Origin of the sequence: Pseudomonas sp. PDM13 (assembly GCF_025685765.1) — a bacterium.
GTDB classification, from domain to species: domain Bacteria; phylum Pseudomonadota; class Gammaproteobacteria; order Pseudomonadales; family Pseudomonadaceae; genus Metapseudomonas; species Metapseudomonas solani.
This window is the reverse complement of record NZ_JAOTQU010000020.1, coordinates 52563-78451: the sequence shown is the minus strand read 5'-3', so window position 1 is coordinate 78451 and position 25889 is coordinate 52563. Positions and strand designations below refer to the sequence as shown.

32 protein-coding genes, 1 tRNA gene and 1 pseudogene are annotated in these 25889 nt (G+C 64.8%); 18 read left to right on the top strand and 16 right to left on the bottom strand.

All coding sequences use genetic code 11. The features are described 5' to 3' along the window. Position 1 precedes the first annotated feature (1 nt). The 4 genes from OEJ36_RS20440 to OEJ36_RS20425 all read right to left on the bottom strand — a co-directional run bounded on the left by OEJ36_RS20440 (position 2) and on the right by OEJ36_RS20425 (position 2941). Complete coding sequence (locus OEJ36_RS20440) at positions 2-1219, bottom strand: winged helix-turn-helix domain-containing protein (RefSeq protein WP_263403121.1); 1218 nt, start codon at positions 1217-1219, stop codon at positions 2-4. Between the two features lie 22 nt (positions 1220-1241). Next, entirely contained in the window at positions 1242-1742 is a 501-nt protein-coding gene (locus OEJ36_RS20435) for a DUF3291 domain-containing protein (RefSeq protein WP_263403120.1), read from the bottom strand. A 24-nt stretch (positions 1743-1766) separates the two neighbouring features. Beyond that, the gene (locus OEJ36_RS20430; protein ID WP_263403119.1) at positions 1767-2648 is read right to left on the bottom strand and encodes a PhzF family phenazine biosynthesis protein; all 882 of its coding nucleotides are present in this window, start codon (positions 2646-2648) and stop codon (positions 1767-1769) included. 62 nt (positions 2649-2710) lie between these two features. Beyond that, positions 2711-2941 (bottom strand): DUF1127 domain-containing protein, encoded by a 231-nt coding sequence (locus OEJ36_RS20425; RefSeq protein WP_263403118.1) that lies wholly within the window; start codon positions 2939-2941, stop codon positions 2711-2713. 97 nt (positions 2942-3038) lie between these two features. Here OEJ36_RS20425 and OEJ36_RS20420 point away from each other — a divergent pair, with 97 nt between their 5' ends. After that, on the top strand, positions 3039-3890 hold the full coding sequence (locus OEJ36_RS20420; protein WP_043242941.1) for a LysR substrate-binding domain-containing protein: 852 nt from the start codon (positions 3039-3041) through the stop codon (positions 3888-3890). An 87-nt stretch (positions 3891-3977) separates the two neighbouring features. Here OEJ36_RS20420 and OEJ36_RS20415 read toward each other — a convergent pair whose 3' ends face one another. Continuing rightward, the gene (locus OEJ36_RS20415) at positions 3978-4730 is read right to left on the bottom strand and encodes a sulfite exporter TauE/SafE family protein (RefSeq protein WP_263403117.1); all 753 of its coding nucleotides are present in this window, start codon (positions 4728-4730) and stop codon (positions 3978-3980) included. A gap of 100 nt (positions 4731-4830) precedes the next feature. On the opposite strand from OEJ36_RS20415, the gene OEJ36_RS20410 reads away from it, so the two are divergent. Then, the gene (locus tag OEJ36_RS20410) at positions 4831-5784 is read left to right on the top strand and encodes a LysR family transcriptional regulator (protein WP_263403116.1); all 954 of its coding nucleotides are present in this window, start codon (positions 4831-4833) and stop codon (positions 5782-5784) included. Positions 5785-5945: 161 nt separating this feature from the next. Here OEJ36_RS20410 and OEJ36_RS20405 read toward each other — a convergent pair whose 3' ends face one another. Further along, entirely contained in the window at positions 5946-6452 is a 507-nt protein-coding gene (locus OEJ36_RS20405) for an RDD family protein (protein WP_021216696.1), read from the bottom strand. A gap of 153 nt (positions 6453-6605) precedes the next feature. Between OEJ36_RS20405 and OEJ36_RS20400 the strand changes: the two genes are divergently transcribed. Continuing rightward, positions 6606-7058, top strand: a complete 453-nt coding sequence (locus OEJ36_RS20400; protein WP_184489401.1) for a MarR family winged helix-turn-helix transcriptional regulator — start codon at positions 6606-6608, stop codon at positions 7056-7058. Between the two features lie 149 nt (positions 7059-7207). Next, a complete protein-coding gene (locus OEJ36_RS20395; RefSeq protein WP_263403115.1) occupies positions 7208-8233 on the top strand; it encodes an alpha/beta hydrolase in 1026 nt (341 codons plus the stop codon). Positions 8234-8302: 69 nt separating this feature from the next. Here the strand turns inward: OEJ36_RS20395 and efp are convergent, their stop codons facing one another. The 3 genes from efp to OEJ36_RS20380 form a co-directional block, all read right to left on the bottom strand. Next, a complete protein-coding gene (efp, locus tag OEJ36_RS20390; RefSeq protein ID WP_021216699.1) occupies positions 8303-8869 on the bottom strand; it encodes an elongation factor P in 567 nt (188 codons plus the stop codon). A gap of 43 nt (positions 8870-8912) precedes the next feature. Further along, positions 8913-10040, bottom strand: a complete 1128-nt coding sequence (gene earP, locus OEJ36_RS20385) for an elongation factor P maturation arginine rhamnosyltransferase EarP (RefSeq protein WP_263403114.1) — start codon at positions 10038-10040, stop codon at positions 8913-8915. 162 nt (positions 10041-10202) lie between these two features. Further along, positions 10203-10421, bottom strand: coding sequence for a hypothetical protein (locus OEJ36_RS20380; protein ID WP_021216701.1), 219 nt, complete (start codon positions 10419-10421; stop codon positions 10203-10205). A gap of 183 nt (positions 10422-10604) precedes the next feature. Between OEJ36_RS20380 and OEJ36_RS20375 the strand changes: the two genes are divergently transcribed. Further along, positions 10605-10826, top strand: a complete 222-nt coding sequence (locus OEJ36_RS20375; protein WP_263403113.1) for a hypothetical protein — start codon at positions 10605-10607, stop codon at positions 10824-10826. Between the two features lie 77 nt (positions 10827-10903). Here OEJ36_RS20375 and OEJ36_RS20370 read toward each other — a convergent pair whose 3' ends face one another. After that, entirely contained in the window at positions 10904-11371 is a 468-nt protein-coding gene (locus OEJ36_RS20370; RefSeq protein ID WP_263403112.1) for a hypothetical protein, read from the bottom strand. Between the two features lie 343 nt (positions 11372-11714). On the opposite strand from OEJ36_RS20370, the gene OEJ36_RS20365 reads away from it, so the two are divergent. Beyond that, positions 11715-12032: a hypothetical protein gene (locus tag OEJ36_RS20365; protein ID WP_148304242.1), complete on the top strand. Its 318-nt coding sequence runs from the start codon at positions 11715-11717 to the stop codon at positions 12030-12032. 229 nt (positions 12033-12261) lie between these two features. On the opposite strand, the gene OEJ36_RS20360 is transcribed toward OEJ36_RS20365, so the two are convergent. After that, positions 12262-13008 carry a hypothetical protein gene (locus tag OEJ36_RS20360; protein WP_263403111.1) on the bottom strand — a complete coding sequence of 249 codons (747 nt, stop codon included), beginning with the start codon at positions 13006-13008 and terminating at the stop codon, positions 12262-12264. A 268-nt stretch (positions 13009-13276) separates the two neighbouring features. On the opposite strand from OEJ36_RS20360, the gene OEJ36_RS20355 reads away from it, so the two are divergent. Next, positions 13277-13669 (top strand): DUF3592 domain-containing protein, encoded by a 393-nt coding sequence (locus tag OEJ36_RS20355; protein ID WP_263403110.1) that lies wholly within the window; start codon positions 13277-13279, stop codon positions 13667-13669. Positions 13670-13816: 147 nt separating this feature from the next. Further along, the gene (locus OEJ36_RS20350; RefSeq protein WP_263403109.1) at positions 13817-14896 is read left to right on the top strand and encodes a hypothetical protein; all 1080 of its coding nucleotides are present in this window, start codon (positions 13817-13819) and stop codon (positions 14894-14896) included. Between the two features lie 75 nt (positions 14897-14971). Here the strand turns inward: OEJ36_RS20350 and OEJ36_RS20345 are convergent, their stop codons facing one another. Continuing rightward, entirely contained in the window at positions 14972-15538 is a 567-nt protein-coding gene (locus OEJ36_RS20345; protein WP_263403108.1) for a DUF4124 domain-containing protein, read from the bottom strand. A 285-nt stretch (positions 15539-15823) separates the two neighbouring features. Here OEJ36_RS20345 and OEJ36_RS20340 point away from each other — a divergent pair, with 285 nt between their 5' ends. Together OEJ36_RS20340 and OEJ36_RS20335 are read left to right on the top strand one after the other, a co-directional pair. Continuing rightward, positions 15824-16435, top strand: a complete 612-nt coding sequence (locus tag OEJ36_RS20340; RefSeq protein ID WP_263403107.1) for a hypothetical protein — start codon at positions 15824-15826, stop codon at positions 16433-16435. A 29-nt stretch (positions 16436-16464) separates the two neighbouring features. Continuing rightward, the gene (locus tag OEJ36_RS20335) at positions 16465-16881 is read left to right on the top strand and encodes a hypothetical protein (protein WP_213629305.1); all 417 of its coding nucleotides are present in this window, start codon (positions 16465-16467) and stop codon (positions 16879-16881) included. A gap of 156 nt (positions 16882-17037) precedes the next feature. Here the strand turns inward: OEJ36_RS20335 and OEJ36_RS20330 are convergent. Both OEJ36_RS20330 and OEJ36_RS20325 read right to left on the bottom strand, forming a co-directional pair. After that, a tRNA-Ser gene (locus OEJ36_RS20330) sits at positions 17038-17127 on the bottom strand. 93 nt (positions 17128-17220) lie between these two features. Further along, positions 17221-17439 carry a hypothetical protein gene (locus OEJ36_RS20325; protein ID WP_263403106.1) on the bottom strand — a complete coding sequence of 73 codons (219 nt, stop codon included), beginning with the start codon at positions 17437-17439 and terminating at the stop codon, positions 17221-17223. A gap of 199 nt (positions 17440-17638) precedes the next feature. Here OEJ36_RS20325 and OEJ36_RS20320 point away from each other — a divergent pair, with 199 nt between their 5' ends. From OEJ36_RS20320 to OEJ36_RS20305, 5 genes and pseudogenes are all read left to right on the top strand, one after another. Beyond that, complete coding sequence (locus OEJ36_RS20320; protein ID WP_263403105.1) at positions 17639-18328, top strand: crotonase/enoyl-CoA hydratase family protein; 690 nt, start codon at positions 17639-17641, stop codon at positions 18326-18328. Positions 18329-18550: 222 nt separating this feature from the next. Further along, positions 18551-19576, top strand: a pseudogene (locus OEJ36_RS30710) (cache and HAMP domain-containing protein); the annotation flags it as partial. 30 nt (positions 19577-19606) lie between these two features. Continuing rightward, entirely contained in the window at positions 19607-20434 is an 828-nt protein-coding gene (locus tag OEJ36_RS30705; protein WP_371877147.1) for a methyl-accepting chemotaxis protein, read from the top strand. Between the two features lie 48 nt (positions 20435-20482). Continuing rightward, the gene (locus OEJ36_RS20310) at positions 20483-21334 is read left to right on the top strand and encodes a substrate-binding periplasmic protein (protein WP_263403103.1); all 852 of its coding nucleotides are present in this window, start codon (positions 20483-20485) and stop codon (positions 21332-21334) included. A 69-nt stretch (positions 21335-21403) separates the two neighbouring features. Continuing rightward, positions 21404-22123: a lysophospholipid acyltransferase family protein gene (locus tag OEJ36_RS20305; RefSeq protein ID WP_263403102.1), complete on the top strand. Its 720-nt coding sequence runs from the start codon at positions 21404-21406 to the stop codon at positions 22121-22123. Positions 22124-22193: 70 nt separating this feature from the next. On the opposite strand, the gene OEJ36_RS20300 is transcribed toward OEJ36_RS20305, so the two are convergent. Continuing rightward, positions 22194-23063: an alpha/beta fold hydrolase gene (locus OEJ36_RS20300; RefSeq protein ID WP_263403101.1), complete on the bottom strand. Its 870-nt coding sequence runs from the start codon at positions 23061-23063 to the stop codon at positions 22194-22196. A gap of 189 nt (positions 23064-23252) precedes the next feature. Between OEJ36_RS20300 and OEJ36_RS20295 the strand changes: the two genes are divergently transcribed. After that, positions 23253-24224 carry a magnesium and cobalt transport protein CorA gene (locus OEJ36_RS20295; protein ID WP_263403100.1) on the top strand — a complete coding sequence of 324 codons (972 nt, stop codon included), beginning with the start codon at positions 23253-23255 and terminating at the stop codon, positions 24222-24224. A 68-nt stretch (positions 24225-24292) separates the two neighbouring features. Here OEJ36_RS20295 and OEJ36_RS20290 read toward each other — a convergent pair whose 3' ends face one another. Further along, a complete protein-coding gene (locus tag OEJ36_RS20290; RefSeq protein WP_263403099.1) occupies positions 24293-25015 on the bottom strand; it encodes an amidotransferase in 723 nt (240 codons plus the stop codon). 331 nt (positions 25016-25346) lie between these two features. Between OEJ36_RS20290 and OEJ36_RS20285 the strand changes: the two genes are divergently transcribed. Together OEJ36_RS20285 and OEJ36_RS20280 are read left to right on the top strand one after the other, a co-directional pair. Further along, on the top strand, positions 25347-25571 hold the full coding sequence (locus OEJ36_RS20285) for a hypothetical protein (protein ID WP_263403098.1): 225 nt from the start codon (positions 25347-25349) through the stop codon (positions 25569-25571). Between the two features lie 14 nt (positions 25572-25585). Continuing rightward, positions 25586-25846, top strand: a complete 261-nt coding sequence (locus OEJ36_RS20280; protein WP_021216718.1) for a hypothetical protein — start codon at positions 25586-25588, stop codon at positions 25844-25846. Positions 25847-25889: the final 43 nt, after the last annotated feature.

Genomic DNA, 25889 nt, shown 5'->3' with positions numbered 1-25889 from the left:
CCTAGCCGGGCAGCCCCGCCAAGGCGGCGCGCAGCCGCTGGGTGCCGGGGCGCTGGCAGGTGATGGCCACCGCCTCCAGCCCCAGCCAGGTGGCGAGGCTGCGCAGCTGCTCGGCCAGGGCCTGGATGCCCGCCTCGCTCAAGCCCCGGGGCTCTTCGTGCAGGGCATGCACCGCGAGGCGGTCCTGGGCGCGTTCGGCGCGCAGGTCGACCCGGGCAGGCAGGCGTTCGTCGTGCAGGAAGGGCAGCACGTAGTAGCCGTACTGGCGCTTCTCCGCCGGGGTGTAGATCTCCAGGCGGTAGCGGAAGTCGAACAGGCGCTCGGTGCGGGCGCGCTCCCATACCAGCGAGTCGAAGGGGGAAAGCAACGCACTGGCGCGCACCTTGCGCGGCACCGTCGGCTCGCCGATGCAGTAGCCGGGCTGTTTCCAGCCGCGCACCGTCACCGCCTGCAGGTCGCCGCTCTCCACCAGCTCGGCGAGGGCCTGGCGGCTGTCGGCCGGGTCCAGCCGGTAGTAATCGCGCAGGTCCTTCTCGGTGGCCACGCCCAGGGCCTGAGCCGAGTGCAGCAGCAACTGGCGGATGGCGGCGTCTTCCGGCAGTTCGGCGGCGTTGAGCAGGTCCGCCGGGATCACCCGCTCGGGCAGGTCGTAGAGACGCTCGAAGCCCCGACGGCCGGCAACCGTCACCTCCCCCGCGGCGAACAGCCATTCCATGGCGTGCTTCTCGGCGCTCCAGTCCCACCAGGGGCCGGCGCGCTCCTGGCGGGTACTCAGGGCACCAGCACCCAGGGCGCCCTGCTCGCGCACGGCGGCGAGCACGCGCTGGATCACCTCCTGCTGCTCACGGCCGAAGCGCGCCAGCTGCTGGTAGATGCCCCGCCCCTGGGCCGCACGCTGCATACGCCAGCGCAGCGCCGGATAGAGGTCCAGCGGCAGCAGCGAGGCCTCGTGGCCCCAGTACTCGAAGAACTCGCGGCGACGCAGCTTGCCCCAGGCCAGCTCGTCCAGCAGCTCGCGCGGGTAGTCGCCGAGGCGCGAGAAGAACGGCAGGTAGTGCGAACGCACCAGGGCGTTGACCGAGTCGATCTGCACCACGCCAAGACGCCCGGCCAGCGCACGGACGTGGCTGGCGCGGATGGCGCCACGGGGCGGCCGCATGAAGCCCTGGGCGGCCAGGGCCAGGCGGCGGGCTTCGGCGGCGCTGAGTTCGAGGGGCATCGGCGGGGTCCTGGCGGCGGGATCAGCCCAGGACATTAGCACCCGTCGCGGCGGCTTTCCCATCGTTCGGCAAGGGCGCCGGCGGCGGGAAGGGATGGCGGAAGGTGAAGGCCCGTGGCCCCGGCCCCTGCTCGCGCAGCAGGGCCAGGCGTTCGGCGGCTTCCCGGGCATCAGGGCGATGCCCGGCAGGCACCCACCAGCACACCAGGTGCGCTTCGCTGATGCGCGCGAACCACTCGTTGCGGCGCTTGAGCATCTCGGTGTGGGCACCGCGGTAGGTGAAGTCGCGCAGGGATTCCATGTCCCGCCAGACCGAGAGGTTGACCAGCACGTCGTCGCCGAAGGGGCGGATCGCCGTGGCGTCACCGCCCTCGTCCTCCAGGCGCCACACATAGCCGGGCGACGCTTCCGCCAGGCCATTGATGCGCGCCAGGTTGGCGACGAAATCGGCCATGCCGGGGGAATCCAGCGGCGCGGTCATCAACGCGATATTCAGTTGTGCCAGTTCGAAGGCCGGGGCCATCGGGGGTCTCCTTTCCGTGTGGCGTCAGATATCGAGGGTCAGGGTGTGCATCACCTGGGCATTGCCGCCAGCCATCAGGCGCTGGATGCGGCCTTCGCCGTCCAGGTCCAGGTCGACGGTGATCAGGCTCGGCGAGGCCGGTTGCATCAGGTAGCCCTGCTCGATCAGCAGCTGCGCCCCGGGCAGGCCCATGCGGTCGTGCAGGTAACAGGCCAGTGGCCCGGCGGCCATACCGGTGGCCGGCTCCTCGGGGATGCCGAAGCGCGGCGCGAACATCCGCGCTCCCGCCACGCGGCCAGGCTGGCGGCTGTCACGGGAGAAGGCGTAGAAGCCCACCACGTCCAGTTCCTCGCTGATGCGTTCGAGGGCATCCAGGTCGGTGCGGATGCCGGCGACATCGGCTTCGCTGCGCAGGGGCACCACGACAAAGGCGACCCCGGTGCTGACCCGCGACGGCAGCAGCCCCTCGGCCAGTTGCCCAGGCTCCAGGCCCAGGGCCGCGAGGCTTTCCGCCAACAGGCGCGAGCCCTGCTCGACGTCCTGATACTGCGGCGCGCGCTGCTCCATGAACACCCGCTCGCCGTCGATGAAGATGTCGCGATTGCCGTCGATGGTTTCCTTGTTGCTCCAGCCCTCGCCGACCCGGCCCAGCTGGCGCAACAGCGAGAAGGTGGCCACGGTGGCGTGGCCGCAGTGGGGGATCTGCCGGTTGGGGGTGAAGAACTCCAGCTTGAAGGCGGCCTGCCCGGAGTCGGAGACGAAGGCCGTCTCCGACAACCCGAGCTGGGCGGCGATCGCCTGCTTCTGCGCCGCGCTGAGCGCATCGGCACCGACCACTACACCGGCGGGGTTGCCACCCTGCCCGCCATCGACGAACGCATTCACGATCCTGACTTCGACTTGCATCGCTTTTCCTTGTTGTATGGGTGTTGCGTGGGTTCATTGTTGCTGGGGGTAGCTGCGTGGGTTCATTTGCCCAGCGGGTCGTCCCAGAAATGCCGCTCGCTTTCCTGCATCACATCGCCCCGGGTCAGGCCCAGGTCCTTGAGCATGGCATCACTCAGGCCGGCCAGCTCACGGCGCTGGCTGTACAGCTGGTACCAGCGCAGCAGGCGGGTACCGAGGGAAAGATGGGAGCCACGAACGGCGGGCCGGTGGGTGGGGTGCAGCGTGCCTACGAAACCGAATTGACCTTTCATCGCATCGCCCTCCTTGTGGGGTTGGCGCCAGTTTCCCGCGACGCTTATGATCAATCCAACGAATGTTTCTTATGCACTGCATCTCAGGAATTGATGAATGAGCTACCCCGCCATCGACACCGAACTGCTGCGCACCTTCGTCGCCATCGCCGACAACGGTGGCTTCACCCGCGCAGCGGAAGTGGTCAACCGCACCCAGTCGGCCGTGAGCATGCAGATGAAGCGGCTGGAAGAGGACGTGCTGGAACGCACGGTGTTCGAGCGTGACGGCCGCCAGGTGCGCCTGACCGCCGAGGGGCAGATATTGCTGAGCTATGCGCGGCGCATTCTCAAGCTGCACGGCGAGGTGATGACCACCCTGCGCGAGCCGCACATGGTCGGCTCGGTGCGCATCGGCACCCCGGACGATTACGTGATGCGCTTCCTGCCCGGCATTCTTTCGCGCTTCGCCCAGTCCTACCCGCTGGTGCAGGTGGAGGTGCATTGCGAGTCGTCCTCGCAGCTGCTGCAACGCCAGGACCTGGACCTGTCCATCGTCACCCGCGAGCCGGGCACCGAGATCGGCCAGTTGTTGCGCCAGGAGCGTTTCGTCTGGGCCGAGGCCATCGGCTTCAGCCCCCACGAGCAGACCCAGTTGCCGCTGGCGATGTTCAACACCGACTGCTTCTGCCGCGCCTGGGCCTGCAACGCGCTGGACGCCATGGAGCGCCCCTACCGCGTCGCCTACACCAGCCCGAGCCTGTCGGCGATCATGGCAGTGGTCAGCGCCGGTCTGGCGGTGACCGCCCAACTGCAAAGCCTGATCACCACCGACATGCGCATCCTCGGTGAAGCGGAGGGGCTACCCACCCTGCCCGCCTGCAGCATCGTGCTGGTACGCAACCCACGCAGCAGCTCGCCGGTCACCGAGACCCTGGCCGAGCACATCGTCGAAGGCTTCCGCCTGTAGCTCCGGCAGCGGAATGTTGAAGGGCGTTCTGCACTCGCGGAACGCCCGTCCTGCCCACGTCACGCACAGCGCCCGCTTCGAGGTCGATCACTCGAACGCCAGCATCACCGCACACACCAGCAGGAACACGCAGAACGCCGTGCGCAGCACCCGCTCCGGCAGGGCATGGGCCAGGCGCACGCCCCAGCTGATGCTGAGCAGGCCGCCGACGGCCAGCGGGATGCCCATCGCCCAGTTGACGTGGTGGTTGAAGCCGTAGGTGGCGAGGGTCACCGCCGTGCTGGGCGCGGCGAGGGACAGTGACAGCCCCTGGGCAACCACCTGGGTGGTGCCGAAGACGCTGGTGAGCACCGGCGTGGCGACCACCGCCCCGCCCACACCGAACAGGCCGCCCATGGCGCCGGCGAAACCGCCGAGCACGCCCAGCCAGGGCCAGGGGTGGCGCAACTCGGCGCTGGTGGCGGCCTTGGCCATGAACATCCGCGCGAAGTTGTACGCCGCCAACACCAGCAGGAAGGCGACGAAGGCCAGGCGCATGTTCTCCGCCTCGATGCGCACCGCGAACAGCGACGCCAGCCAGGCGAAGCCAAAGCTGGTCACCGCCAGCAGCAGCGCATAGCGCGGGTCGATGCGGTTGCGCTGGTGGTAGCGCCACAGCGCCAGCAGCACGTTGGGCACCACCATCACCAGTGCGGTGCCCTGGGCCAGTTGCTGGTCGAGGCCGAAGAACACCCCCAGGGCGGGAATGGCGATCAGCCCGCCACCGATGCCGAACAACCCACCCAAGGTGCCAAGAGCCGCACCGAGCACCACATTCAACGCAATTGCCAGCAGATCCATAACGCCTCCGTTCCGATGACGCGCATGCTACGCAGCGGCGGCTACCACGGAAACGCACAGCAGCGCACAATGGCTTTGCGAAATCCGCATAGGCACCCTCATGAACCCCGATGCACTGACCGACCAACTGGCCCTCTTTCTCGATGTACTGGAAGCGGGCAGCTTCTCCGCTGCCGCCCGGCGCCACCCGCTGACGCCTTCGGCCGTGGCGCGGCGCATCGACGCCCTGGAGCGCGGCCTCGGCAGCGCCCTCTTCACCCGCAGCACCCACGCGGTGCGCGCCACCCCGGCAGGCCTGGCCTTTGCCGAGCGGGCAAAACGGATACTCGCCGAACTGCGCCTGGCACGTGCCGAGGCCGTGTCCCTGAGCAGCGCGCCGGAGGGGTTGATCCGCATCGATGCACCCGCCCCGTTCGGCCGCCGACACCTGGCACCGGCCATCGCCGAATTCCTCGTCACCTACCCGGGCCTGGACGTTCAGTTGCGGCTGATCGACAGCTTCATCGACATGCACGGCGCCCACCTGGGCGAGGTGGACCTGGTGCTGCGCATCGGCCCGCTGGCCGACACCCGCCTGGTGGCGACGCCGCTATCGCCTCTGGTGCGCGTGCTCTGCGCCAGCCCCGGTTACCTGCGCCGACGCGGCGTACCCAGCGACGCCCGCGAGCTGACCGAGCACGACGGCCTCGACTGGGATGCCCTCGCGCCGCCCTATGCCTGGCGCTTCGAGGTGGAGGGCCGCGCCCAGGTGATCCGCCCCCGGCGCATGCGCATGACCGCGAACAATGCCGAAACCCTGCTGTTCAGCGCCGTCGCCGGCCTGGGCGTCGCCCACCTGCCGACCTGGCTGATCAGCGATTACCTGCTGCGCGGGGAACTGGTGCCGCTGCTCTGCGAAAACGGCTTGCCCGCTCCGGAGCCGAGCGGCATCTACGCCCTGCGCCTGGAGGGCGAAGCCAGCTCGCGGAGCCGGCTGTTGCTGGAGTTTCTCAAGAACCGCTTCGGCCCCGTGCCGCCCTGGGACCTGGCGCTAAGCGGCCTGGGGCAGTCTTGAGGGTACGGTGCGGCAACGCCGGCGAAACGCTTCGCGAGCAGAGCTCGCTCCTACCGATCCAGGGCAGAGCAGGCAGAGCCGCAACGTAGGATGGCGTAGAGCGAAGCGAAACCCATCACCACGGAATAACCGCCCGGATCAAAGCCCGGGCGGCCGCGCCATCAATTGGGCAGTTGCACCACGCGGGTGCTGGCGGTCAGGTCATGCAGGCAACGGCGATCCGCGCGGAAGATGAACAGGTAGTTCGCCAGCAGTATCAGGCCGCCGATGATCGGGATGTAGGCAACCAGGCCCCAGAGCAGGTAGCGCTTGAGGTACATCGTGATCCACTCGGGCTTGTTGCCCTGCAGGTCGACGATGGCGAGCTTGAGCACACGCTTGCCGACGGTCTGGCCGTAGTTCTTCAGGAAGTGCCCGTTGATCGCCAGGAACACCACGATGCCCACCAGCGAGCCCAGCGCCTGCTGGCCGAAGCCGGGCTGCACGCCCTCCATGAGCCCATCGTAGACACCCAGCAGGTAGCTGATGGGGATGGTGACGCACAACAGGATCAGCCCGTCGATCAGCGCAGCGCCGAAGCGCGAGCCGCGGGCGGCCAGCGGCAGGCCGGTGGCTTCGTGGGTCAGCTCCGCCTGGGGCGATTGGTAGGGGTTCTGGGCATCGGTCATTTACAGCTCTCCTTGCAGGGGTCTAGCCGGCAATTCTGGCTGCTGCGCACGGCGGCGCAAGTCCCAGTGCGCCGGAATGAGAACCGGTCAAATTTTGCTCACGAAAGGCTTGTGCGCTAAATTACGTCCATTCCCGCCCCCAAGGAGGCCGCCATGAATACCCCGCTGGAACGTTGCGACGACCTGCTGCTCGATAACCAACTGTGCTTCGCCCTCTACTCCACCTCCCTGCTGATGACCAAGGTGTACAAGCCGCTGCTCCAGGAACTGGGCCTGACCTACCCGCAATACCTGGCGATGATGGTGCTCTGGGAAGGCGACGGCATCACCGTGGGCGATATCAGCGCCCGCCTGCTGACCGACCCGGGCTCCCTCACGCCCCTGCTCAAGCGCCTGGAAGCCGAAGGCCTGATCACCCGCACCCGCAGCAGCGCCGACGAGCGCGTGGTGGAACTGCACCTCACCGAAAAAGGCCGCGCCATGCACCAGCAGGCCCAGCGCGTGCCGGCCTGCATCCTCGCCGCCAGCGAGATGGACATCGCCGGCCTTGGCCAGTTGAAGGACGAACTGGTGAGCCTGCGCAGGAGCTTGCAGAAGGCCGTCTGACGGCCTTATTCCCCTCTGGCTGAGCGCTATTCGTTTTTCTTCTGAATAAATATCTTGCGCGCAAACTAAATGATCGCTAACGTTCGCCCTACGCATTTAGTTAGCGCGCAGTATTTTACGAAACCAAACGAATCCAGCGGAGAATCACCATGAACACCCAGCGCATCGCCACCTTCCTCACCGGTAGCCTCCTCGCCCTGTCCGTCGGCAGCGCCTTCGCCGCCGGCAGCCCCGGCGTCGAACACAACACCCAGGCCTTCCTCGAAGCCCTCGAAGCCGGCAACGGCAAACCGCTGGAAACCCTCGCGCCGAAAGATGCCCGCGCCGTGCTGGTGGGCGCCCAGGCCGGGGTCAAGGTCGACCTCTCCGGCACCCGCGTCGAGAACAAGACCATCAGCATCAAGGGCCAGCCCCTGGAGCTGACCATCGTCCGCCCCGAAGGCGCCAAGGGTGACCTGCCGGTGTTCATGTTCTTCCACGGCGGCGGCTGGGTGCTGGGCGACTACCCCACCCACGAGCGCCTGATCCATGACCTGGTGGTGAACTCCGGTGCGGTGGCCGTGTACGTGAACTACACCCCCTCGCCCGAAGCCAAGTACCCCACCGCCATCAACCAGGCCTACGCGGCGACCCAATGGGTGGCCGAGCACGGCAAGGACATAGGTGTGGACAGCTCGCGCCTGGCGGTGGCCGGCAACAGCGTCGGCGGCAACATGGCGGCGGTGGTGGCGCTGATGGCCAAGGAACAGGGCACCCCGAAACTGCGCGCCCAGGTGCTGCTGTGGCCGGTGACCGACGCCAACTTCGAGACCGCCTCGTACAACCAGTTCGCCCAGGGGCACTTCCTCACCAAGCCGATGATGCAGTGGTTCTGGGACAGCTACACCACCGACCCGAAGCAGCGCGCCGAGATCCACGCCTCGCCGCTGCGGGCCACCACCGAGCAGCTCAAGGGCCTGCCGCCGACCCTGATCCAGACCGCCGAGTTCGACGTGCTGCGTGACGAAGGCGAAGCCTATGCCCGCAAGCTGGACGCCGCCGGCGTCGAGGTCACCGCCGTACGCTACAACGGCATGATCCACGACTACGGCCTGCTCAACGTGGTCAACCAGGTTCCGGCGGTGCGCTCGGCCATGCTCCAGGCCGGCGCCGAACTGAAGAAGCACCTGCAATAACCGCGACGGTTGAATCGCAGGCAACAAAAAGCCCGGCCTAGGCCGGGCTTTTCACATCTCGCGAAAGGCTTAGGCCTTGACGCGGGATTTGTACTCGCCGGTGCGGGTATCGATCTCGATGGAGTCGCCGATTTCGCAGAATGCGGAAACCTGCAGCTCGGCACCGTTGTTCAGGCGAGCGGTCTTCATCACTTTGCCGGAGGTATCGCCACGCACGGACGGCTCGGTGTAAGCGATCTGGCGAACGATGGTGGTCGGCAGTTCAACGGAAATGACTTTCTCGTTGAAGAAGATGGCTTCGCAGACGTCGGTCATGCCGTCTTCGATGAAGGTCAGTACGGCTTCCAGATCGTCTTTCTCGATCTCGTACTGGTTGAATTCGCTGTCCATGAACACGTACAGCGGATCGGCGAAGTAGGAGTAGGTAACTTCCTTGCGATCCAGGATTACCGGTTCCAGCTTGTCGTCGGCCTTGTACACGGTCTCGGTGGCGGAACCGTTGAGCAGGTTCTTCAGCTTCATCTTGACGACTGCGCTGTTACGGCCGGACTTGTTGAACTCGGCTTTCAGGATGACCCAGGGGGAGCCATTGATGTTGGCAACCTGGCCAGCGCGGAACTCTTGAGCGGTTTTCATACGAATATCCGATTTGGATGAGTGACAAAAAACAGGCCGCGTATCATATCCAATTTGTATAAAAATGCACCAGCCCCGCAGCCAGATCCCGCCGCCCCGCCTGCAAGCCGCACCATTGCTCGGTGTGAGCCTGCAGTTGGGCCTCGAACGGCTGCAGCGCCAGCCAGGCGGCGCCCATGTCACCGCCCTGGTTCCAGGCGCGCCAAGCCGCCAGCAACGCTTGCGCCGGGGCATCGTCCAGGCCGGCGACATAGAGCGCGAGGAAGGCCTCGAGCTTCTCCAGGTGGACGTCCTCTTCCTGCTGGTAGATGTGCCAGAGCAACGGCCGGCCGGCCCATTGGGCGCGCACGAACGAATCCTCCCCACGCACGGCGTTGAAGTCGCAGCACCAGAGCAGGCGGTCGTAATCGTCCTGGGGCATGAAGGGCAGGACCTGCACGGACAGGTTGCCGCGCAGGCCCTTGGCGCCGACGGCCAGTGAATCGACACCGAGCCAGCGCGCCACATCACCCAGCACACGCCCCTCCGGCACCAGCAACTGGGTGGGGCGCGACGCTGCCGCCAGCACATCGAGCCAACCGGGCAGCGCCGCGTTCTCGTAGGCGAACAGGGAGATCAACCGGGCACCGACAACCCGCTCCACGCCAAGCGTTCGCAGGAAGTCAGCCTGGGCGGCGGCATCACTGCGCAGCGTGTCGCGTCGTTCGAGCAGCCCACGCTCACGCAGCAGGCCGCCGGTGCCTTCGCTGAAGCCGGGGAAGAAGAAGAACTTCTGCAACCCGCCGGCCTGCGGAGATGGCAGGCCGTGAAAGCTGCCGACCCAGTCTTCGGCACTGAGGTATTCCAGGTTCAACCAGAGCGGCGCCCTGTCGCGTGCGGCCATGGCGTCTATGTAGGTGGCGGGCAATTGGCAGGCGAACGCCTCGATCACTGCATCCGCAGGCTCCACCGGCTGCCACTCGGTCGCCCAGCGGCGTACCTCCACGCCCTGGCGCAACTGGCAGTCGGCCGCCGCGTCGGCATCCGGGCACAGGCGCGCGAAGGCGGCCGGCTCATCCACCCACAGGCGCACCTGCAGGCCATGCTCGGCGACCAGCTGCCGTGCCAGGCGCCAGGTCACGCCGATGTCGCCGTAGTTGTCGACGACGCTACAGAAAATATCCCAGTTCACATGGGGGCTTCCGCGATAAAAGCCGGCAGTTTACCTGCAGCCGGCCCGGCCGGAAAAAACAAGGCCCGCCAAGTGGCGGGCCAAAGGGGGTGCGGGATGGGCACCAGGAATAAACGGGCAGCCCCACGCTGCCAAAATGCGCCGGAGCGGGCGCAAGAAACCTCAGGCGGCCATGGCCAGGAAACCCTTGTGGCGCTTGGCCATTTTGGCCATCTCCAACTCCCAGATGGCCTTGCTGGCGCTGGCCATGTCCTGGGTGGTGTAGGGGCCGGATTTGCGCTGGCCGTCGATCACCACGAACCAGCAGGCGAGATGCCCTTGCGCTCGCAGCGCCTCGGGGACTGCACTTCCAACCAGGGACATGATGTCGATATGTGGCATGGCGACCTCCTTAACTCTGTTGGGAGCCACTTTATGGGGGCCTGGCGCGGCTTTGAAATCAGTCGTCTCGATAGTGCTTATGGATAAGCGCAATCACAGCCGGCAGCCCGCTCGGGAAAATCGGCAAAACCAATTCCCGCCCTGCCCGTCTATTGGCAAGGACACCCCGGCAAGGAGGAAGACATGAACGGGCACAACCGCTACGAGATCATCTACAAGGAAAACGGCAGCCCACGCGCCTTCATGGTCGAGGTGGATTACCAGCCGTCCAGCACCGACATCTACGGGTTGCTGATGGAGAAACACGGCATCCCCTTTACCGGGGAGCCGCGGGACAACGGCGACTACCTGCGCATGACAGCCGAGAAGGGCATTACCGACGTCGCGGTGCGGCGCAAGTACTGAAAGCAACGAGGATTAGAAGCAAGAAGCCCCGGTCGATGCCGGGGCTTCTCTATTGCTGCACGTCTTCCGCGCAGTGATCAGCTCAGGGTGCCAAGGTTGAAACCGGTCACCGAAGCGAGGGTACCGCGCCACAGCGTCAGCCCGGTGCAGGTCAGGCCACCGGCGGCATAGACGTTGACGTTCTTCAGGTGGATGTACTGCGGCGGCAGCAGCTTGGGGTCGTCGCCCGTGGTCTTGGTCATCACCCCGATGTTGGCGAAGGTGGCGCGGATCTCCTCCCTGCCCTCCTGGGGCCAGGAGTTGGCGTACTCGTCGGCGAACTGGGCGAAGTAAGTCTCCACGGAAATGAGCGTGCCGCTGATCATCCCCGCCCCGATGGTCAGCGTGATGCCGACCTCTACACCCAGGTCGTTGGCCTGACGCACCAGCATCTGCAGGAACCAGTCCATGCTGCGGCCCGTCCACTCGAAATCCTTGGCCTTGCTCAGGTCGTATTCGGGCAGGGCTGCGGGTTCCTGCTTGGCGAGTTTGCTTGTATCGCTCATGTGTCCGTCTCCGTGGCGTTGTGGCTTTAAACCATAGGGTTATAGCACGCGCCTTCGTTGGACCCGCTACGCCACGCAAGAGTTGCGGCTAATGCGCCAGGTGCTTAGGGGATCTAGGGGTCACCCCTAAGCCGTGTAAGAGATTGCCGACAAATGGTTAAGAAATGAGCTAGCTATCACCTAGCCATCACCGTACACTTGGCGCCAAGTTCATGGCGAACCTGCTGGCGTAGCGCCCCCTGCAACGCAGCGTTCAATCAATCCAAGGAAAGCAATCCAAGCTGTCAGTTGTGACTCGACCAGGAAGGCCGATCACCGTCAGCTTCACCGTCGAGCAGTCGGAATGAGTACGGCCTTCAAGCGCTCCATCTTCGCAGCGTTAATGATCACCAGTGCTTTTTTCTCCACCACCAGCAATGCCGGCCAAGCCGTTGGAAACATGGGCGTCAGCTTGACGATCTCCAGTTCCTGCGCGGTCGACAGCGGTTATGACGCCAGCTCCCGCTCCTACAGCGTGACGCGTCAATCCTGCTCCAAGGGCGGTGAATACCAGGTGCGCACCGAGCACGCCAATGGTCACAGCGAAACCCTCGCCGACCAGGCCGTGACCCAGGTCAGCGGCGACGCCAAAGGCGACACCCGCGTAACGCTCTACTGGTAACAGCGATGCTTTCCATCGCCAGCGCGCAAGCCTGGCGATGCCCCCGCACCAATCCGCCACACCCGCGCCACCCGCCGTTTTCCTAGGGGCTCCCCCTAGCGCCTCTTTGCCATCATTTCCTGCCTGGCCAGCCCATGGATGCCCCAGGCACTCCCTCAGGGCGCTTCTTGCCGGGCCAACCTGACAAAAAAGCCCGGCACTTGGCCGGGCTTTCTTTACAGGCGCTGAATCAGTTCTGGATCATCTCTTTGCCGGTGGCAGTGATGGAGTACGACGCCATCGGCGTGGTGCCTTGGAACAACTCGACCACGAAGGTGAAGTTGGCCCCCTGCTTGGCGTCGTTGACGAAGTTGGGTGCAATATCCTTCAACTGGAATTGCCCTGTGGTCGTCAGCCCGGTCTTCATGACCGTGGAGTTCCCACCGTTCAGGTAAGACGTGGTCTTGATGGCGTAGTTGCGGGAAGGCGCCGTCCAGTTGGTGTTCAGGTTGACGCGCAGCTCTCCTGGCTTGCCCACCGGGCGAGCCAGCTCCACGAACATGTGCTGGAAGAACTTGACCGAGTTCGAAACCCCCGGCGAAGAAGTGATTGAACAGCCGGCAACGGTCCCGTTGTCCTTGGTGAAGAAGTTATAGGGCCTGATGGGCGGCGCAGCACATCCCACCATCCCATCCTTGAGCAGTTCGATCTTGAACTGCTGGATGGTGCCGATCTTGGTGACGCTTGTGACTACGTAGGGAGGCTCCCAGCCGTGCAGCTCCTGGGGCTTCGGAATGATCATCCCCGAGTAAGGCGTTTCATACTTGATCGCCTTTCCGGTCGGGCAGCCACCGGTGGGAATGGCTTCCTGGACCGTCAGGTACCCAGCAGGCCGCGAGATGTTCTCGCACTGGGTCTTGGTAGCAGCAGCCGCCGTGGCAGCGACGCCCATAGCTGCAGAGATAATTGCCAGACGCGCAATCATGCGGGTTTTCATCAATAACACTCCTTGTGGTAAAGATCCCTCCGGATCCATGTCTGATCCGAACGAAACCACTCTAGCACGGTACTTTCAGGCGACTTGAGCACCCTCTGGCAAAGCAAAATCCAACCAGTTGGCAAGAATCGAAACACGCGCTGAACAAGGATTACAGCAACTCGCACGGACTCACCCGGGAGGGAAGCGCTGACAGAACGCACCTTGCACAACACATGCTCGCTCTGTAAAAGCGCCCCTCTGCAGCTCCCTCTCAAGGAAGAGACCCATGAAGATCAACAACCTCCTCGGCAGCGCCATCCTGGTCGCCGTCGTCTGCTACGGCACCTTCCACCTGATAAGGGTGCAGTCCTGGCCGGAAACCCAAGGTGTCATCAGCGGGGTGACCATCGGCAAGCGGACCGATCACGAAGACAATCGCCTGGTCAGTTATTACTACCCCAGCTTTACCTACACCTATGAAGTCGACGGCAAGCACTACCAGGAGAAGGGCCGCACCCAGGAAGAGTCGACCTTCTATTCCGATGCCCAGCGCAAGATCGCGGATTTCCCCGACGGCACTCCCGTCCGCGTCAAGTACAACCCCGACGCCCCCGAGAACTCGGAGCTGGCGACAGCGCGACTGGCACGGCAGAAACAGCGCCTGTTCGGCCTGCTCTAGCCCACTCGCTCCGATGTACTAGTACACCCCCAAGCGTGAGCTGGTTGGCGTAACGTAACGGCCACCGCCGCTATGCTCGGCTGCCCCGAATATTCCCCGCCCCTTTCAAGGCGGAATTTCCAGGACCGCATCCAGAAGGAACGCCCCATGAACAAAGGACTCCCCTGCCTCAGCCTTCTCGGCCTGGCCCTGCTCAGCGGTTGCGTCGCCCGGCCGCCCATGGCCTACCAGCAGCCCACATACGAGCAGAGCCTCGAGGAGCAGGTGCGCCAACTGGAGGCAGCCACGGACGCCCTGTTCGAATCGGCACAGGCCAATGGCATGGCGATAGTCGTCACCACCACCGTCAACCTCGACAGCCAGCAATACAATTTCGAGAACAATGACGACACGGTCCGCTTCGAGAAGCTGCGCACCGCCACCGCCGTGTGGCGCAACAGCGCCAACCCCGACAGGCAGCTGTTCGTGGGCAACAACATGCAAGCCACCAAGATCGGCCCCCACGGCTCCCACTACCAGACGGTGTTCGGCCGCACCCTCTACCAGGTCTTCATCGTCCAGCCCGGCCACTACAGCCTGGTCGGCAGCATCTACGACTCGCCACGCACCAGCACGCCCAACCCGCGCACCAACCAGGACATCAAGCCCTCGAAGCTGGGCCAGGTGACACTGGTGGAAAAGGACTTCACCGAGTACGACCACGGCCAGCGCTGGCAAGATGCCCAGTACCGCACGGAAACGGTGAACGAGAACTACTGCTCCTCCGTGCGCGTGGTGAGCGGCGAATGCATGAGCTGGGGCACCAACTCCTACAACGTCACCAACCAGACCGCCGCAGCCGGCTGGGTTTCCAGCATCAGCGCGCGCAAGGTGGCGAACGTCGAAACCCACAGTGAACTGCAGAAGGACTTCGCCTCCTTCGACGTCGCCCCCGGCGAAGCCATCGTGGTCGACGGTTTCTACCCCGAAGCCCCCAACGTCGGCTTCGAGGAGAAAGACTGCCGCCGCATCGCCAACGACAAGCTCAAGTGCGAGCTCTCCGCCCTTTATATGGTGCGCATCCCCACCGGCCTGCAGGAGTTCCGCGGCGCCACCGACCCGGCCGAGTACGGCTACGTGAAGATGAGCAAGGCCCTCGCCAACCTGCAGTACCGCCCGGTGAAGCTCAACGCCAAGCCGGTCAAGGATGAAACCATCTGGGGCGAAACCTACGTGCTCAAGCGCTGAGCCAACGGCCGGCCTGGAAACGCAAAAGCCCCCTGGAGTCCTCGACTCCAGGGGGCTTTTTCATGCACGCGAAGATCAGCGCTTGATGAAGGTGTACGGCGGCCGCTTGAACAGCGACTGATCCGGCAGCAGCTTCAGGCTGCCCGCCTCGACACCGAGCAGGGTGTACTCGGAACGCTCCGTAGCCTCGCGCTCCCCACCGCCCGAGAAGCCGTCCTTGAAGGTGTTGCGGGTCACCACCCGCAACGTGTCGCCCTTCAGCTCCCAGGTCCCGGCCGAGCGCCCGGTTCCCATGCTGTCGACCAGGGTGCCGGCAAAGCTGCCGTCGGCCTTGAAGGTCCAGTCCAGCGTTTCTTCATCGTTCTTCATGTACCAGCGCCCGACGATATCGGCGCTCTTGAAGGCCGAAGGCTCCACAGGCGCGGCTTCGGTGGCCGGTTTCGCAGCCGCCTCGGGCGCCTTCTCGGCCGGGGATGCAGCCGCCCCCTTGATCTGCTCCGCCCCACTCGGCGGCGGCACGTTGCCGAACTGCACCTTGCCGTTGGCATCCACCCATTTGTAGATCTGCGCACCCGCCACCACCGGTAGCCCCGACAACACCATCACTGCGGCGAGCGCCGCCAGCCATTTCCCTGAAACCACGATGCAGCTCCCGATGTACCCATGAGTGAAGCGCCGACCGGCGCAGGCAAGGCAGTTTCCGGGTTGCGTCACCAACCGGCAACCCATGCAGCAATGACCCCACACGGAAAAACCGGCACTGCGCCACAGGCAGGTTGCGACGCGACGCACAACCTGCCTGACGGCACCGCGCCACTAGCTCATGCGCCCTATTCAAGTCGCCACGAGCGCTCGCTAACGTCCGCGCTTTGCCGTGCAAGGGACTGGCCTCTCCAGTTGCCGAGCGGCCCTTCATGGAAGACACGCATGAACATCAAGAACAAAGTCGTACTGGTCGCATCGCTGGCACTGCTGCTGATCCAGGTCCAGCAATCGGCGATGGCTGCCGACTGGTGGGTGATCTTCGGCACCGGCGACCAGCCAAACCGTGACCTCTTCTACGCCGACGGCGCCTCCGTCGCCGAACTCAAGATGGAATCCGGCCAGGCAGAGCCCGCCCGCTCCGTCACCGTCGTGCAGATATTCGAAACCGCCGACGCCCCCGACTTCGTCGCCTACGACCTGCAGTTCCAGTGCAAGAAGCGCCTGCTGAAGATCAACGCCGTCACCGCCTACAACCGCTCCGCCACGGCCTCGTCCCTGCCGGCGCCCCAGGGCTGGAAACCGGTCCCGCAGAGCTGGGTCGACCGCTCCTACGACTTCACCTGCAAACCCGACGAGCGCGAATCCAACGCGATGATGCGCCTCGGCAACACCACCGCCGACGTGCTCGCCACCGTCACCCGCACCAAGATGTGGGGCATCACCCGCCCGAGCGCCTACGAAGAGAACCACGGCCCCAACGCCGTGAAGAACAGCAGCCAGGGCGTCCTGCGCGACCTCGACCTCCTCCTGGGCAACAAGCCCGCCAACCCGTGACAGGCAGCCAGGCCCCAGGAGACAGACAGATGAAAACGCTACGGATACTCGCCCTGGCCTGCCTGCCGCTCGCACTGGGCGGCTGCATCCAGATGGACACGCTCCCCGAGCTCTACGCCGCCAGCCAATGGAAGGGCCGCTCCGCCGAGGAGGCCATCAACTTCTTCGGCAAACCGGACCAGATGAACCCCACCGGCACCGGTGAAGTCGTGCTCAGTTGGTACAGCGACACGTCCTACTACCGGAACGAAGTGGTCGGCACCTCGTCGGAGCAGCAAGGCAACGTCATCGTCACCACCAACTACTGGGACAACGTCCACCACCCCAACCGCTGCATCATCACCATCACGGTCGACAAGTCGAAGACCATCACCGCCTTCGAGGCCGATGACGGGCAGATGCTGCTGTCCCACGGCTGCGCCCAGATCGAGTTCGGGCCGCCTTAAGAGACGTAACGACCGGATACCTCAAAAGCGCAACCCCTGGCTCCACCGGAGATCAGGGGTTTTGGTTTCTGGAGATGCAAGGTGTATAGGCACTATTTCAAGGGCAAACAAAAAACCCCTGACTCTTTCGAATCAGGGGTTTCTGTATACGGAAAGTGGCGGTGAGGGTGGGATTCGAACCCACGATACGGTTTCCCGTATACACACTTTCCAGGCGTGCTCCTTCAACCGCTCGGACACCTCACCGGAATCTCTCCGAGGCGTCAGCCCCGTCGAGGTGCGCTAATTTAGTGGAGTGTTTTCCGGAATGCAAACATTTTTTTGAGAATTTTCATGCGCTTATGGAGAACGGGGCGAGTCGCCGTCCTGGCCGCTGCGGTAGTCGTCGAATTTGAGGCTGCCGAAGAAGATGAAGCCGAAGGAAACGAACACCCCGGCGACGAATAACAGGAGCACGCCGGTGGGGTTCTGCAGGGTGGCGCTGTTGGCCACGAGCAACGAGCCGAGCAGCAGAACGACGGCGAGGATGATGCTGGCGCTGTGGGCGAGTCGGTCCATGGGAGCTCCTTTCGACAATGGAGGCGAACTTACCGGCCTCCCGCAGCCCCGCCCAATTGTCCCTGCCCATCACCCCCATAGAGAACGCCTTATAGGGAGGAAACGCCCGGCCCGCCTGACTTGTCAGTCAGTCAAAGCGCTTTACCTGAATCCTGCGCCTGAGTAGTGTCTGCCCCATTCCACAACAAGGACCCCTGCCATGAGTGAGCTGATCTCCTACCAATTCGAAGACGGCGTCGCCACCCTGACCCTTGCCAACGGCAAGGTGAACGCCATTTCCCCGGACGTGATCGCCGCCTTCAATGCTGCGCTGGACCGCGCCGAGCAGGACCGCGCCATCGTCATCCTCACCGGCCAGCCGGGCATCCTCTCCGGCGGCTACGACCTCAAGGTGATGACCTCCGGCCCGCAGAACGCCGTGAACCTGGTCGCCGCCGGCTCCACCCTGGCGCGCCGCATGCTCGCCCACCCCTTCCCCATCATCGTTGCCTGCTCCGGCCACGCCGTGGCCAAGGGCGCGTTCCTGCTGCTGTCGGCGGACTACCGCATCGGCGTCGAGGGCTCCTTCAGCATCGGCCTGAACGAAGTGCTGATCGGCATGACCATGCACCACGTCGGCATCGAGCTGGCCCGTGACCGCCTGACCAAGGCTGCCTTCCAGCGCTCGGTGGTCAACGGCGAGATGTTCGACCCCAAAGGCGCCCAGGAAGCCGGCTTCCTCGACAAGGTGGTGCCGGCCGAAGAACTGCTGGCCACCGCCCAGGCCGTTGCCCAGCAGATGAAGAAGATCAACTCCACCGCCCACAAGAACACCAAGCTCAAGGTGCGCAAGGCGCTGCTGGAAACCCTGGACGCCGCCATCGAGCAGGACAAGCAACACCCGCTCTGATCGCGTCGTCGCTGTCGAAAGCCCGGCCCTGTGCCGGGCTTTTTCATTTCCTCCTCCCGCCTCGCTATAGCCGCCTAAACTCCCCTCCCAGACGAGCTGCATAAATTTCCGACAAATGATGGCACTTTGCTTCGGACAAGCACGAAAACCTGTATTACTTTTAAGCCATGACGCCAGGCACGGACGGAAGGCATCAGGCATTTCACTCGCCAGGAGCTCCGCATGAAGATTGCCCACAAGGTCAGCCTTGCCGCCGCTGCAGTACTCTTCCTCACCACCGCGCTCCTGTCCCTGGCTCAAGTGAGCCAGGTCCGTAGCACCCTTCGCGCCCAAGCTGAATCCAGCATTTCCGAATCCAGCAACGCCCTGGCCCGCCAGATCGAGAACTGGTTGAACGCCAAGCTGCGCCTGCTGGACCTGATGTCCCAGACCATCGACAGCAAATACAGCCCCGAGGAAACCCAGCGTGTCGTCGACTCGACGATGCTGAAGAACGAATTCATCCTGGTGTTCGGCGCCCTCGAAGCCGACGGCAAGCCGATCAAGAACGACCCCTCCTGGCAGCCCAAGCCCGACTGGGACGGCCGCCAGCGCCCCTGGTACGCCACCGGCAAGGCCGGCAGCCAGGCGGTGCTCACCGAGCCCTACGTCGACTCCACCACGGGCGAGATCCTCATCTCCGCCGTTGCCCGCATCACCGATGCCGGCAAGTTCCTCGGCGTGATGGGCGGCGACATCCGCCTGAAGACCGTGGCCGACGCGGTCAACACCCTGGACTTCAACGGGGCCGGCTACGCCTTCCTGCTCAGCCGTAACGGCAACATCATTTCCCACCCCGACACCCAACTGAACGGCAAGCCCTACAGCGAGCTGTTCGGCGGCAAGAGCCCGGCCCTGAACAAGGACCTGCAGGAAGTCGACACCGGCGACAAGCAACTGCTGGTGTCCTTCACCCCGCTGCCCAACCTCAAGGGCATGGACTGGTACATAGGCGTGGTGCTCGACCAGAGCAAGGTGATGGCCGAAGCCAACGCCCTCAGCTGGCGCGCCGTGGTCGGTACCGTGCTGGGCGTGATCATCAGCCTGGTGCTGCTGGGCGTATTGATGAAGAGCGTGCTGCGCCCGCTGGATGCCCTGGGCGACTCGCTGCACGAGATCAACAGTGGCCAGGGCGACCTGACCAAGCGCCTGCCGGCCGCCGGCAACGACGAAATCTCCCTGGTGGCCCGCGAGTTCAACAGCTTCCTGCAGAACCTGCAGACCCTGATCGGCGACGTGATGGGCAGCTCCCAGCAGGTGCGCGGCAGCACCGACCTCACCTCCAACGAAGCCGGCCAGGCCGCCAACCGTTTGCAGGTACAGCTGATGGAGCTGGACCAGTTGGCCACCGCCATGCAGGAGATGGCCTCCACCGCCGAGGAGGTGGCGCGCAACGCCCAGGCCGCCGCCCAGGCCGCGCTGGCCGCCAACGAGGAGACCGAGAACGGCGTCACCGTGGTCTCCCGCTCCACCGAGGCGATCAAGCAGCTCGCCAACGAGATGGACGACACCGGCCAGGCCATCAACGAGCTGGCCAAGCTCAGCCAGAGCATCGAATCCATCCTCTCGGTGATCACCAGCATCGCCGACCAGACCAACCTGCTCGCCCTCAACGCCGCCATCGAAGCGGCGCGGGCCGGCGAATCCGGCCGTGGTTTCGCGGTGGTGGCCGACGAGGTGCGCTCCCTCGCCTCGCGCACCCAGCAGTCGACCCAGGAAATCCGCCAGATGATCGACCAGCTGCAGACCGGCGTCCGCCAGGCCGAGCAGCGCATGCAGCAAAGCCGCGACACCGCCAGCAAGACCGCCGACGATGCCGGCGCGGCCAACGATATGCTCGGGCGCATCCGCGATGCCATCAACCGCATCAACGACATGAACCTGCAGATCGCCACCGCCGCCGAGCAGCAGAGCGCCACCACCGAAGAGATCAACCGCAACACCACCAACATCCGCGACATCAGCCACGAGGTTGCCGGCGGTGCCGAGCAGCAGGTGCGCCAATGCGCGGTGATGGTGGAACAGGTCGGCCAGCAGGACAGGTTGCTCAGCCGCTTCAAGATCTGACCCGGGCAGGCCGCGCATGAAGCGCGGCCGCTTTGCCGGAGGCATGCCATGCGCGCATTTCTGCTGGTGGCCCTGCTCTGCGCCACGGCCCTGTGCCGTGCCCAGGCACCAACGCCCATCGAGGTCACCATCCTCTGCGACTCGGGCTATCCGCCCTACAGCTACGAGGAGAATGGCGAGGCCAAGGGGCTCTACACCGACATCCTGCGCAGGGTCTTCGCCCTGATGCCGGGCTACCACGTCACCATCCGCCCGGTGCCCTGGCCGCGCGGCCTGGCGGAAGTGGCCAAGGGCAACGCCTTCGCCCTCTACCCGCCCTACTACCGCCCGGACGAACGCCCGTGGATGGAGTACTCGCGGCCGATCATGGAAGAGCGCCTGGCCGTATTCATCCGCCCCGGCCTTGCCGGCACACGGCATTTCGACGACTTCCCCGCCGCCTACGCCGGGCTGCGCATCGGCCTCAACAGCGGCTTCGTCACGGTCAACGACGCGCGCTACCGGGAAATGGTGGAGAACGGCGAGATCGACCAGTCCTACGCCCGCGACAACCGCACCAACCTGCTCAAGCTGCTGCGCCAGCGGATCGACGTCTACATCAACGATCGCCTGTCGATCCTCTGGGAGCTGCGGCAGATGCGCGAAGACGGCAGCATCACCGAAGAAGAGGCCATCAGCCTGGTGGAAGGCCCGGTTCTGGCCAGCGAACGCGGCCACCTCGGCTTCACCCGCCTCAATGCAGCCGCCTATCCGTACAAGGCCGACTTCATGCAGCGCTTCGACGCGGCGCTGACCCAGGTGCAGGCCAACGGCACCCTCGACCGGCTGGCCGAATACTACAGTTCGCCGGAGTTCCTCCCTGCCACGGCCAGCGGTACAGAAAAGGTTACAACCCCCTGACCGGCAGCAATTGCCCAATAAAGTGCACACCCGTACACTGCGCGCCTTTTGTCTGACTGGGCGATATCGATGCTTTTCCTTCTGCGCACGATCCTCATGGGCGTGCACTTCATAATCGCCGGCATCGCTGGCCTGCTGCTCGGCATCTGCCGCCCATTCAACCCGGATAACAGCCGCCTCTGCGCCCGCTTCTACTCCCTGCCGGCGCTGCGCATCCTGCGCCTGGACGTGAAGCCCGACGTGAAGCTGCTGGAGCACGACAAGGCCTGCGTCATCGTCGCCAACCACCAGTCCAACTACGACCTCTACGTACTCGGCCGCGTGGTACCGCCACGCACCGTCAGCATCGGCAAGAAGAGCCTCAAGTGGGTGCCCTTCTTCGGCCAGCTCTACTGGCTCGCCGGCAACGTGCTGATCGACCGCGGCAACGCCCGCAAGGCCCGCGAAGCGATGCTCACCACCACCGAGACGTTACGCAATAAAGACACCTCCATCTGGGTCTTCCCCGAAGGCACCCGCAACCTCGGCGAGGAGCTGCTGCAGTTCAAGCGCGGCGCCTTCCAGATGGCCATCGCCGCCGGCGTGCCGATCATCCCGGTGTGCGTCAGCAACTACGTCAAGCAGATGCGCCTGAACAGCTGGAACAGCGGCAAGGTCATCATCCGCGCCCTGCCCGCCATCCCCACCGCCGGCCTGAGCCTGGACGACCTGCCCATGCTCATCGAGGAATGCCGGCAGAAGATGCTCGACTGCATCAACGCCATGGACCGCGAACTGGCCAAGGCCTGATCGCCCGCCCATGAAAAAAGCCCGGCTCGATGCCGGGCTTTTTCGTTTGGGCGGGCTTGTAGGGTGGGCTTCAGCCCACGCGGCTCGAAGCCTGCCCCTGTGCAATCAGGATGCCCCGCTCCACCAACCAACCCAGCACGAACTCCGCCACCGAACCCGGCGCTCGCAGCCAGGCGCTGTGGGGGTTTTCGTGGGGTGGCCGTGGCGACGGCAGGCGCTGCACCCGGGCCGGTGCCTGGACCAGCGCGGCCAGGCCGAGGGTGGAGGCTTCCGGCGAGAAGTTATCGCCTTCGATATTGACGAAGAGCGAGGTCACGCCCACCCGCGCCGGCTCCGCCAGGGGCAGGCCCACATGCTTGAAATTGCCGCTGAAGGCCACCCGCCCCCACTGGCGGATCAGGCTGCGCGCCTCATAGCCGCCGAAGCCGATGCGCGGCCCCGGCAGGTAGCCGAGCACCGCCGTCATCAGGTTGAAGCTCAGCGCCACCAGCGGCGTCATCAGGCGCTTGCGGCCACGCCAGTGGCGGTAATGGATGTTGCCGCAGGCGACGCCGATCACCGCCACCTCGGCATCCGGGTTGGCCGCGGCGTAAAGCGCGGCGACATGCCCGCCCAAGCTGTGCCCCAGCAACACCTGGCGGCTACCGGGGAAATGCCGCGCGGCCATGGCCAGCAGCTTGGGCACGAAATCCTCCACCAGCTCGCGGTAGCCATAGTCATGCCGACGGTCCGGGCGCGGCTGGCTGGTGCCCTGGCCCGGCCAGTCGGCCACCAGCACATTGCAGCCGGCGGCCACCAATGCCTGGGCCAGCGCCTCGTACTTGCGCGCCGCCACGCCCATGGCGGGCATCACCACCAGGGCCGGCGCACCCGGTTGCCCCGGATGGATCGTCACCGGGCAGTCGAAGGTGCCCGCAGCGAAAGGGAATGCCTCGTTCACGCCTGTTCTCCTTGTTATGAGCGGGAGCCGCCGAATCTAGAGCAAGCGCCGCGCCGGCACCATGACCCGCCGGGTAATTCGGCCGAAGTGCCCGCCTTTGTGGAAGAACTCCCCGCATCCACCGACACTCTCAAGCAGGGGCGGGTTAAGCTCACCGCCGCTCACCATTCGAACAAGGAAAACCAGCGCATGGGTCACGTGGTTGCCGCAGCCGTCTACGCCAAGGGCAAGAAGATCACCGACATCAGCCTCGACGAGGGCAAGGAGTGGGCGAAGAAGCCCGGCCACTTCGTCTGGATCGGCCTGCACGACCCCGGCGCCGAGGAGCTGACCAACCTGCAGCGCCAGTTCGACCTGCATGAACTGGCCCTCGAAGACGCCCTGGTGCGCCACACCCGGCCCAAGCTGGAAACCTTCGGCGACGCGCTGTTCCTGGTGCTCTATTCGCCCATCCGCACCGGCGATGGCCTGACCTTCGTCGAGACCCAGCTGTTCGCCGGCACCGGCTACGTGATCAGCGCCCGCTATGGCGAATCGGCGCCCTACTCCCAGGTTCGCCAGCGCTGCGAAGCGCGCCCGCTGCTGCTGGAGCATGGCGAGGACTTCGTGCTCTACGCGCTGCTGGCCTTCGTCATCGAGAACTACCGCCCGCTGATGGACGGCTACCACCTGGAACTCGAAGCCCTCGAGCAACTGGTGCTCGACCGCCCCCTCAGCCAGGAAGATGTCGAGCACATCCAGGGCGTGCGCCGCGACCTGCTGCGCCTGCGCCGCTACATCGGCCCGCTGGCGGAAATCTGCCAGGAGCTGCAGCGCCTGGAGTTCCCTTTCATCGACAAGAACATGCGGCCCTACTTCCGCGACATCGCCATCCACGTCAACCGCCTGCTGGAAGACCTCACCGGCCTGCGCGAAATGGCCGACCACGCCATCGAGATCGGCCTGCTGCTGGAGTCCTCGCGCCAGAGCGTGGTGCAACGCAAGTTCGCCGCCTGGGCCGCCATCCTCGCCTTCCCCACCGCCGTGGCCGGCATCTACGGGATGAACTTCCAGAACATGCCGGAACTCACCTGGCACTACGGCTACTTCGGCGTGCTCGGCTTCATCGCCGTCGGCTGCACCGGGCTGTTCGCCAGCTTCAAGCGCTCGGGCTGGCTCTAGCCACGAGCCTCGCCGCGCGCCCATGAAAAAGCCCGCCATCAGGCGGGCTTTTTCATGACACGAAGCGGTCAGGCCGCGTTACGGCCCTGGGCGACGAAACGCATCATCCACTCCGCCACCGTCGTGCCCTGGTGCTGCTTGTCCAGGCTGGCGACGCCCTTGCCGTAGATCTCATCGCCGAGGAACTGCTGGCGGATGTCCAGCAGCGCGCGGGAATAGTCGTGGATGAACTCCGGATGGCCCTGGAAGCACAGCACCTGGTCGCCGATGGCGTAGGCGGCGTTCGGGCAGAAGTCGCTGGAGGCGATCAGGGTCGCGTTCTCCGGCAGCTGGGTGACCTGGTCCTGGTGGCTGATCAGCAGGGTCAGCTGGTCCAGCGCCGGGCTCATCCAGGCCGGTTGCTCGGCGATGCGATAGGCGTGGGTACCGACGCCCCAACCCTGGGTCGCACGCTCGGTGCGACCGCCCAGCAGCAGCGCCAGCAACTGGTGGCCGAAGCACACGCCCAGCAGCTTGTCGCCATTCTCGAAGCGCTCCAGCAGGTAGGTGCGCAGGGTCTGGATCCAGGGGTCGTCACCGAAGGAGTCGGCCTTGCTGCCGGTCACCAGGTAGGCATCGAAGCGCTCACCGGGCGGCGGGTAGTTGCCCTCCACCACGTTGTAGACACTGAACTGGGCCTCGATCGGCTGCTTGGCGAACAGCTGCTCGAACATCTTCCCGTAGCCCTGGTACTGGTCGACCAGTTCGGGGCGAAGGAGATCGGTTTCCAGAATGCAGATACGTAACGGCATGGCGGACTTCCTGAAGCAATGAAAGGGGCAGCGCAAAGTGTGCGATTTATTTAACACAGGCGCCCCTATAAGGAAATAGCGCCTACACCGAAGCACCATAGAGGCTGACTAACAGCGGGATAGAGAACAGCACCGGAGGCCCCACATAGGGCGGCCTTTCAGCAGATTCCCTTGCCACTCAGGCACTTGCATCGATCGTCAATAAAATTTTACGAACCCGCCCAGACCTATTGGTTTCGTCGATAGTTGAAATGCCTGATATCCGTTTTTCTATCGAATCGCTTTTCGCGAAGCTGTGCCCACTCCACGGAACAGCCAAGCGGAAACCACCATGAGCAACCTCACCCTCAAATACGCACGCAATGGCGCCCTGGCTTCGCTCGGGCTCTACACCATCGCCATCTCCCTGCTGCTGGTGGTGAGCTTCAGCTATGAAAAGGCCCGCCTGGGTGTCAGCCCGGTGGACGGCTCCATGGGCTTCTACCAGCAGCTCAGCCAGAGCGTGCCGGCGATGCTGATGAGCCAGAAACCGGTCAGTAGACGGCAAAGCGGCTGAGGAGCGAGATCGCCATGAAGGCACAACGCAAACGGCTTCTCCTGCTCGCCGGCCTGGCGCTGATGACCAACGGCTTTTCGCTGATGGGTTACGCCCACGGCTCGGTGGGCGGCGTGGCCAAGAACATCGAGGCCCGCCACGAGATCGACCGCCAGCTCGCCAACGAGGTGGCGCTCAAGGGCGAACTCGGCAGCCCGCCGATCCGCCGGCAGTTCCAGCTGCCCGCCGCCTTCGTCATGGATTCACTGCTCTGCTGCCGCGACCGATTGGCATGAAAGCCGGCCGCCGCGTCGTGCATCGGGTAGACTGCCGGCCCGT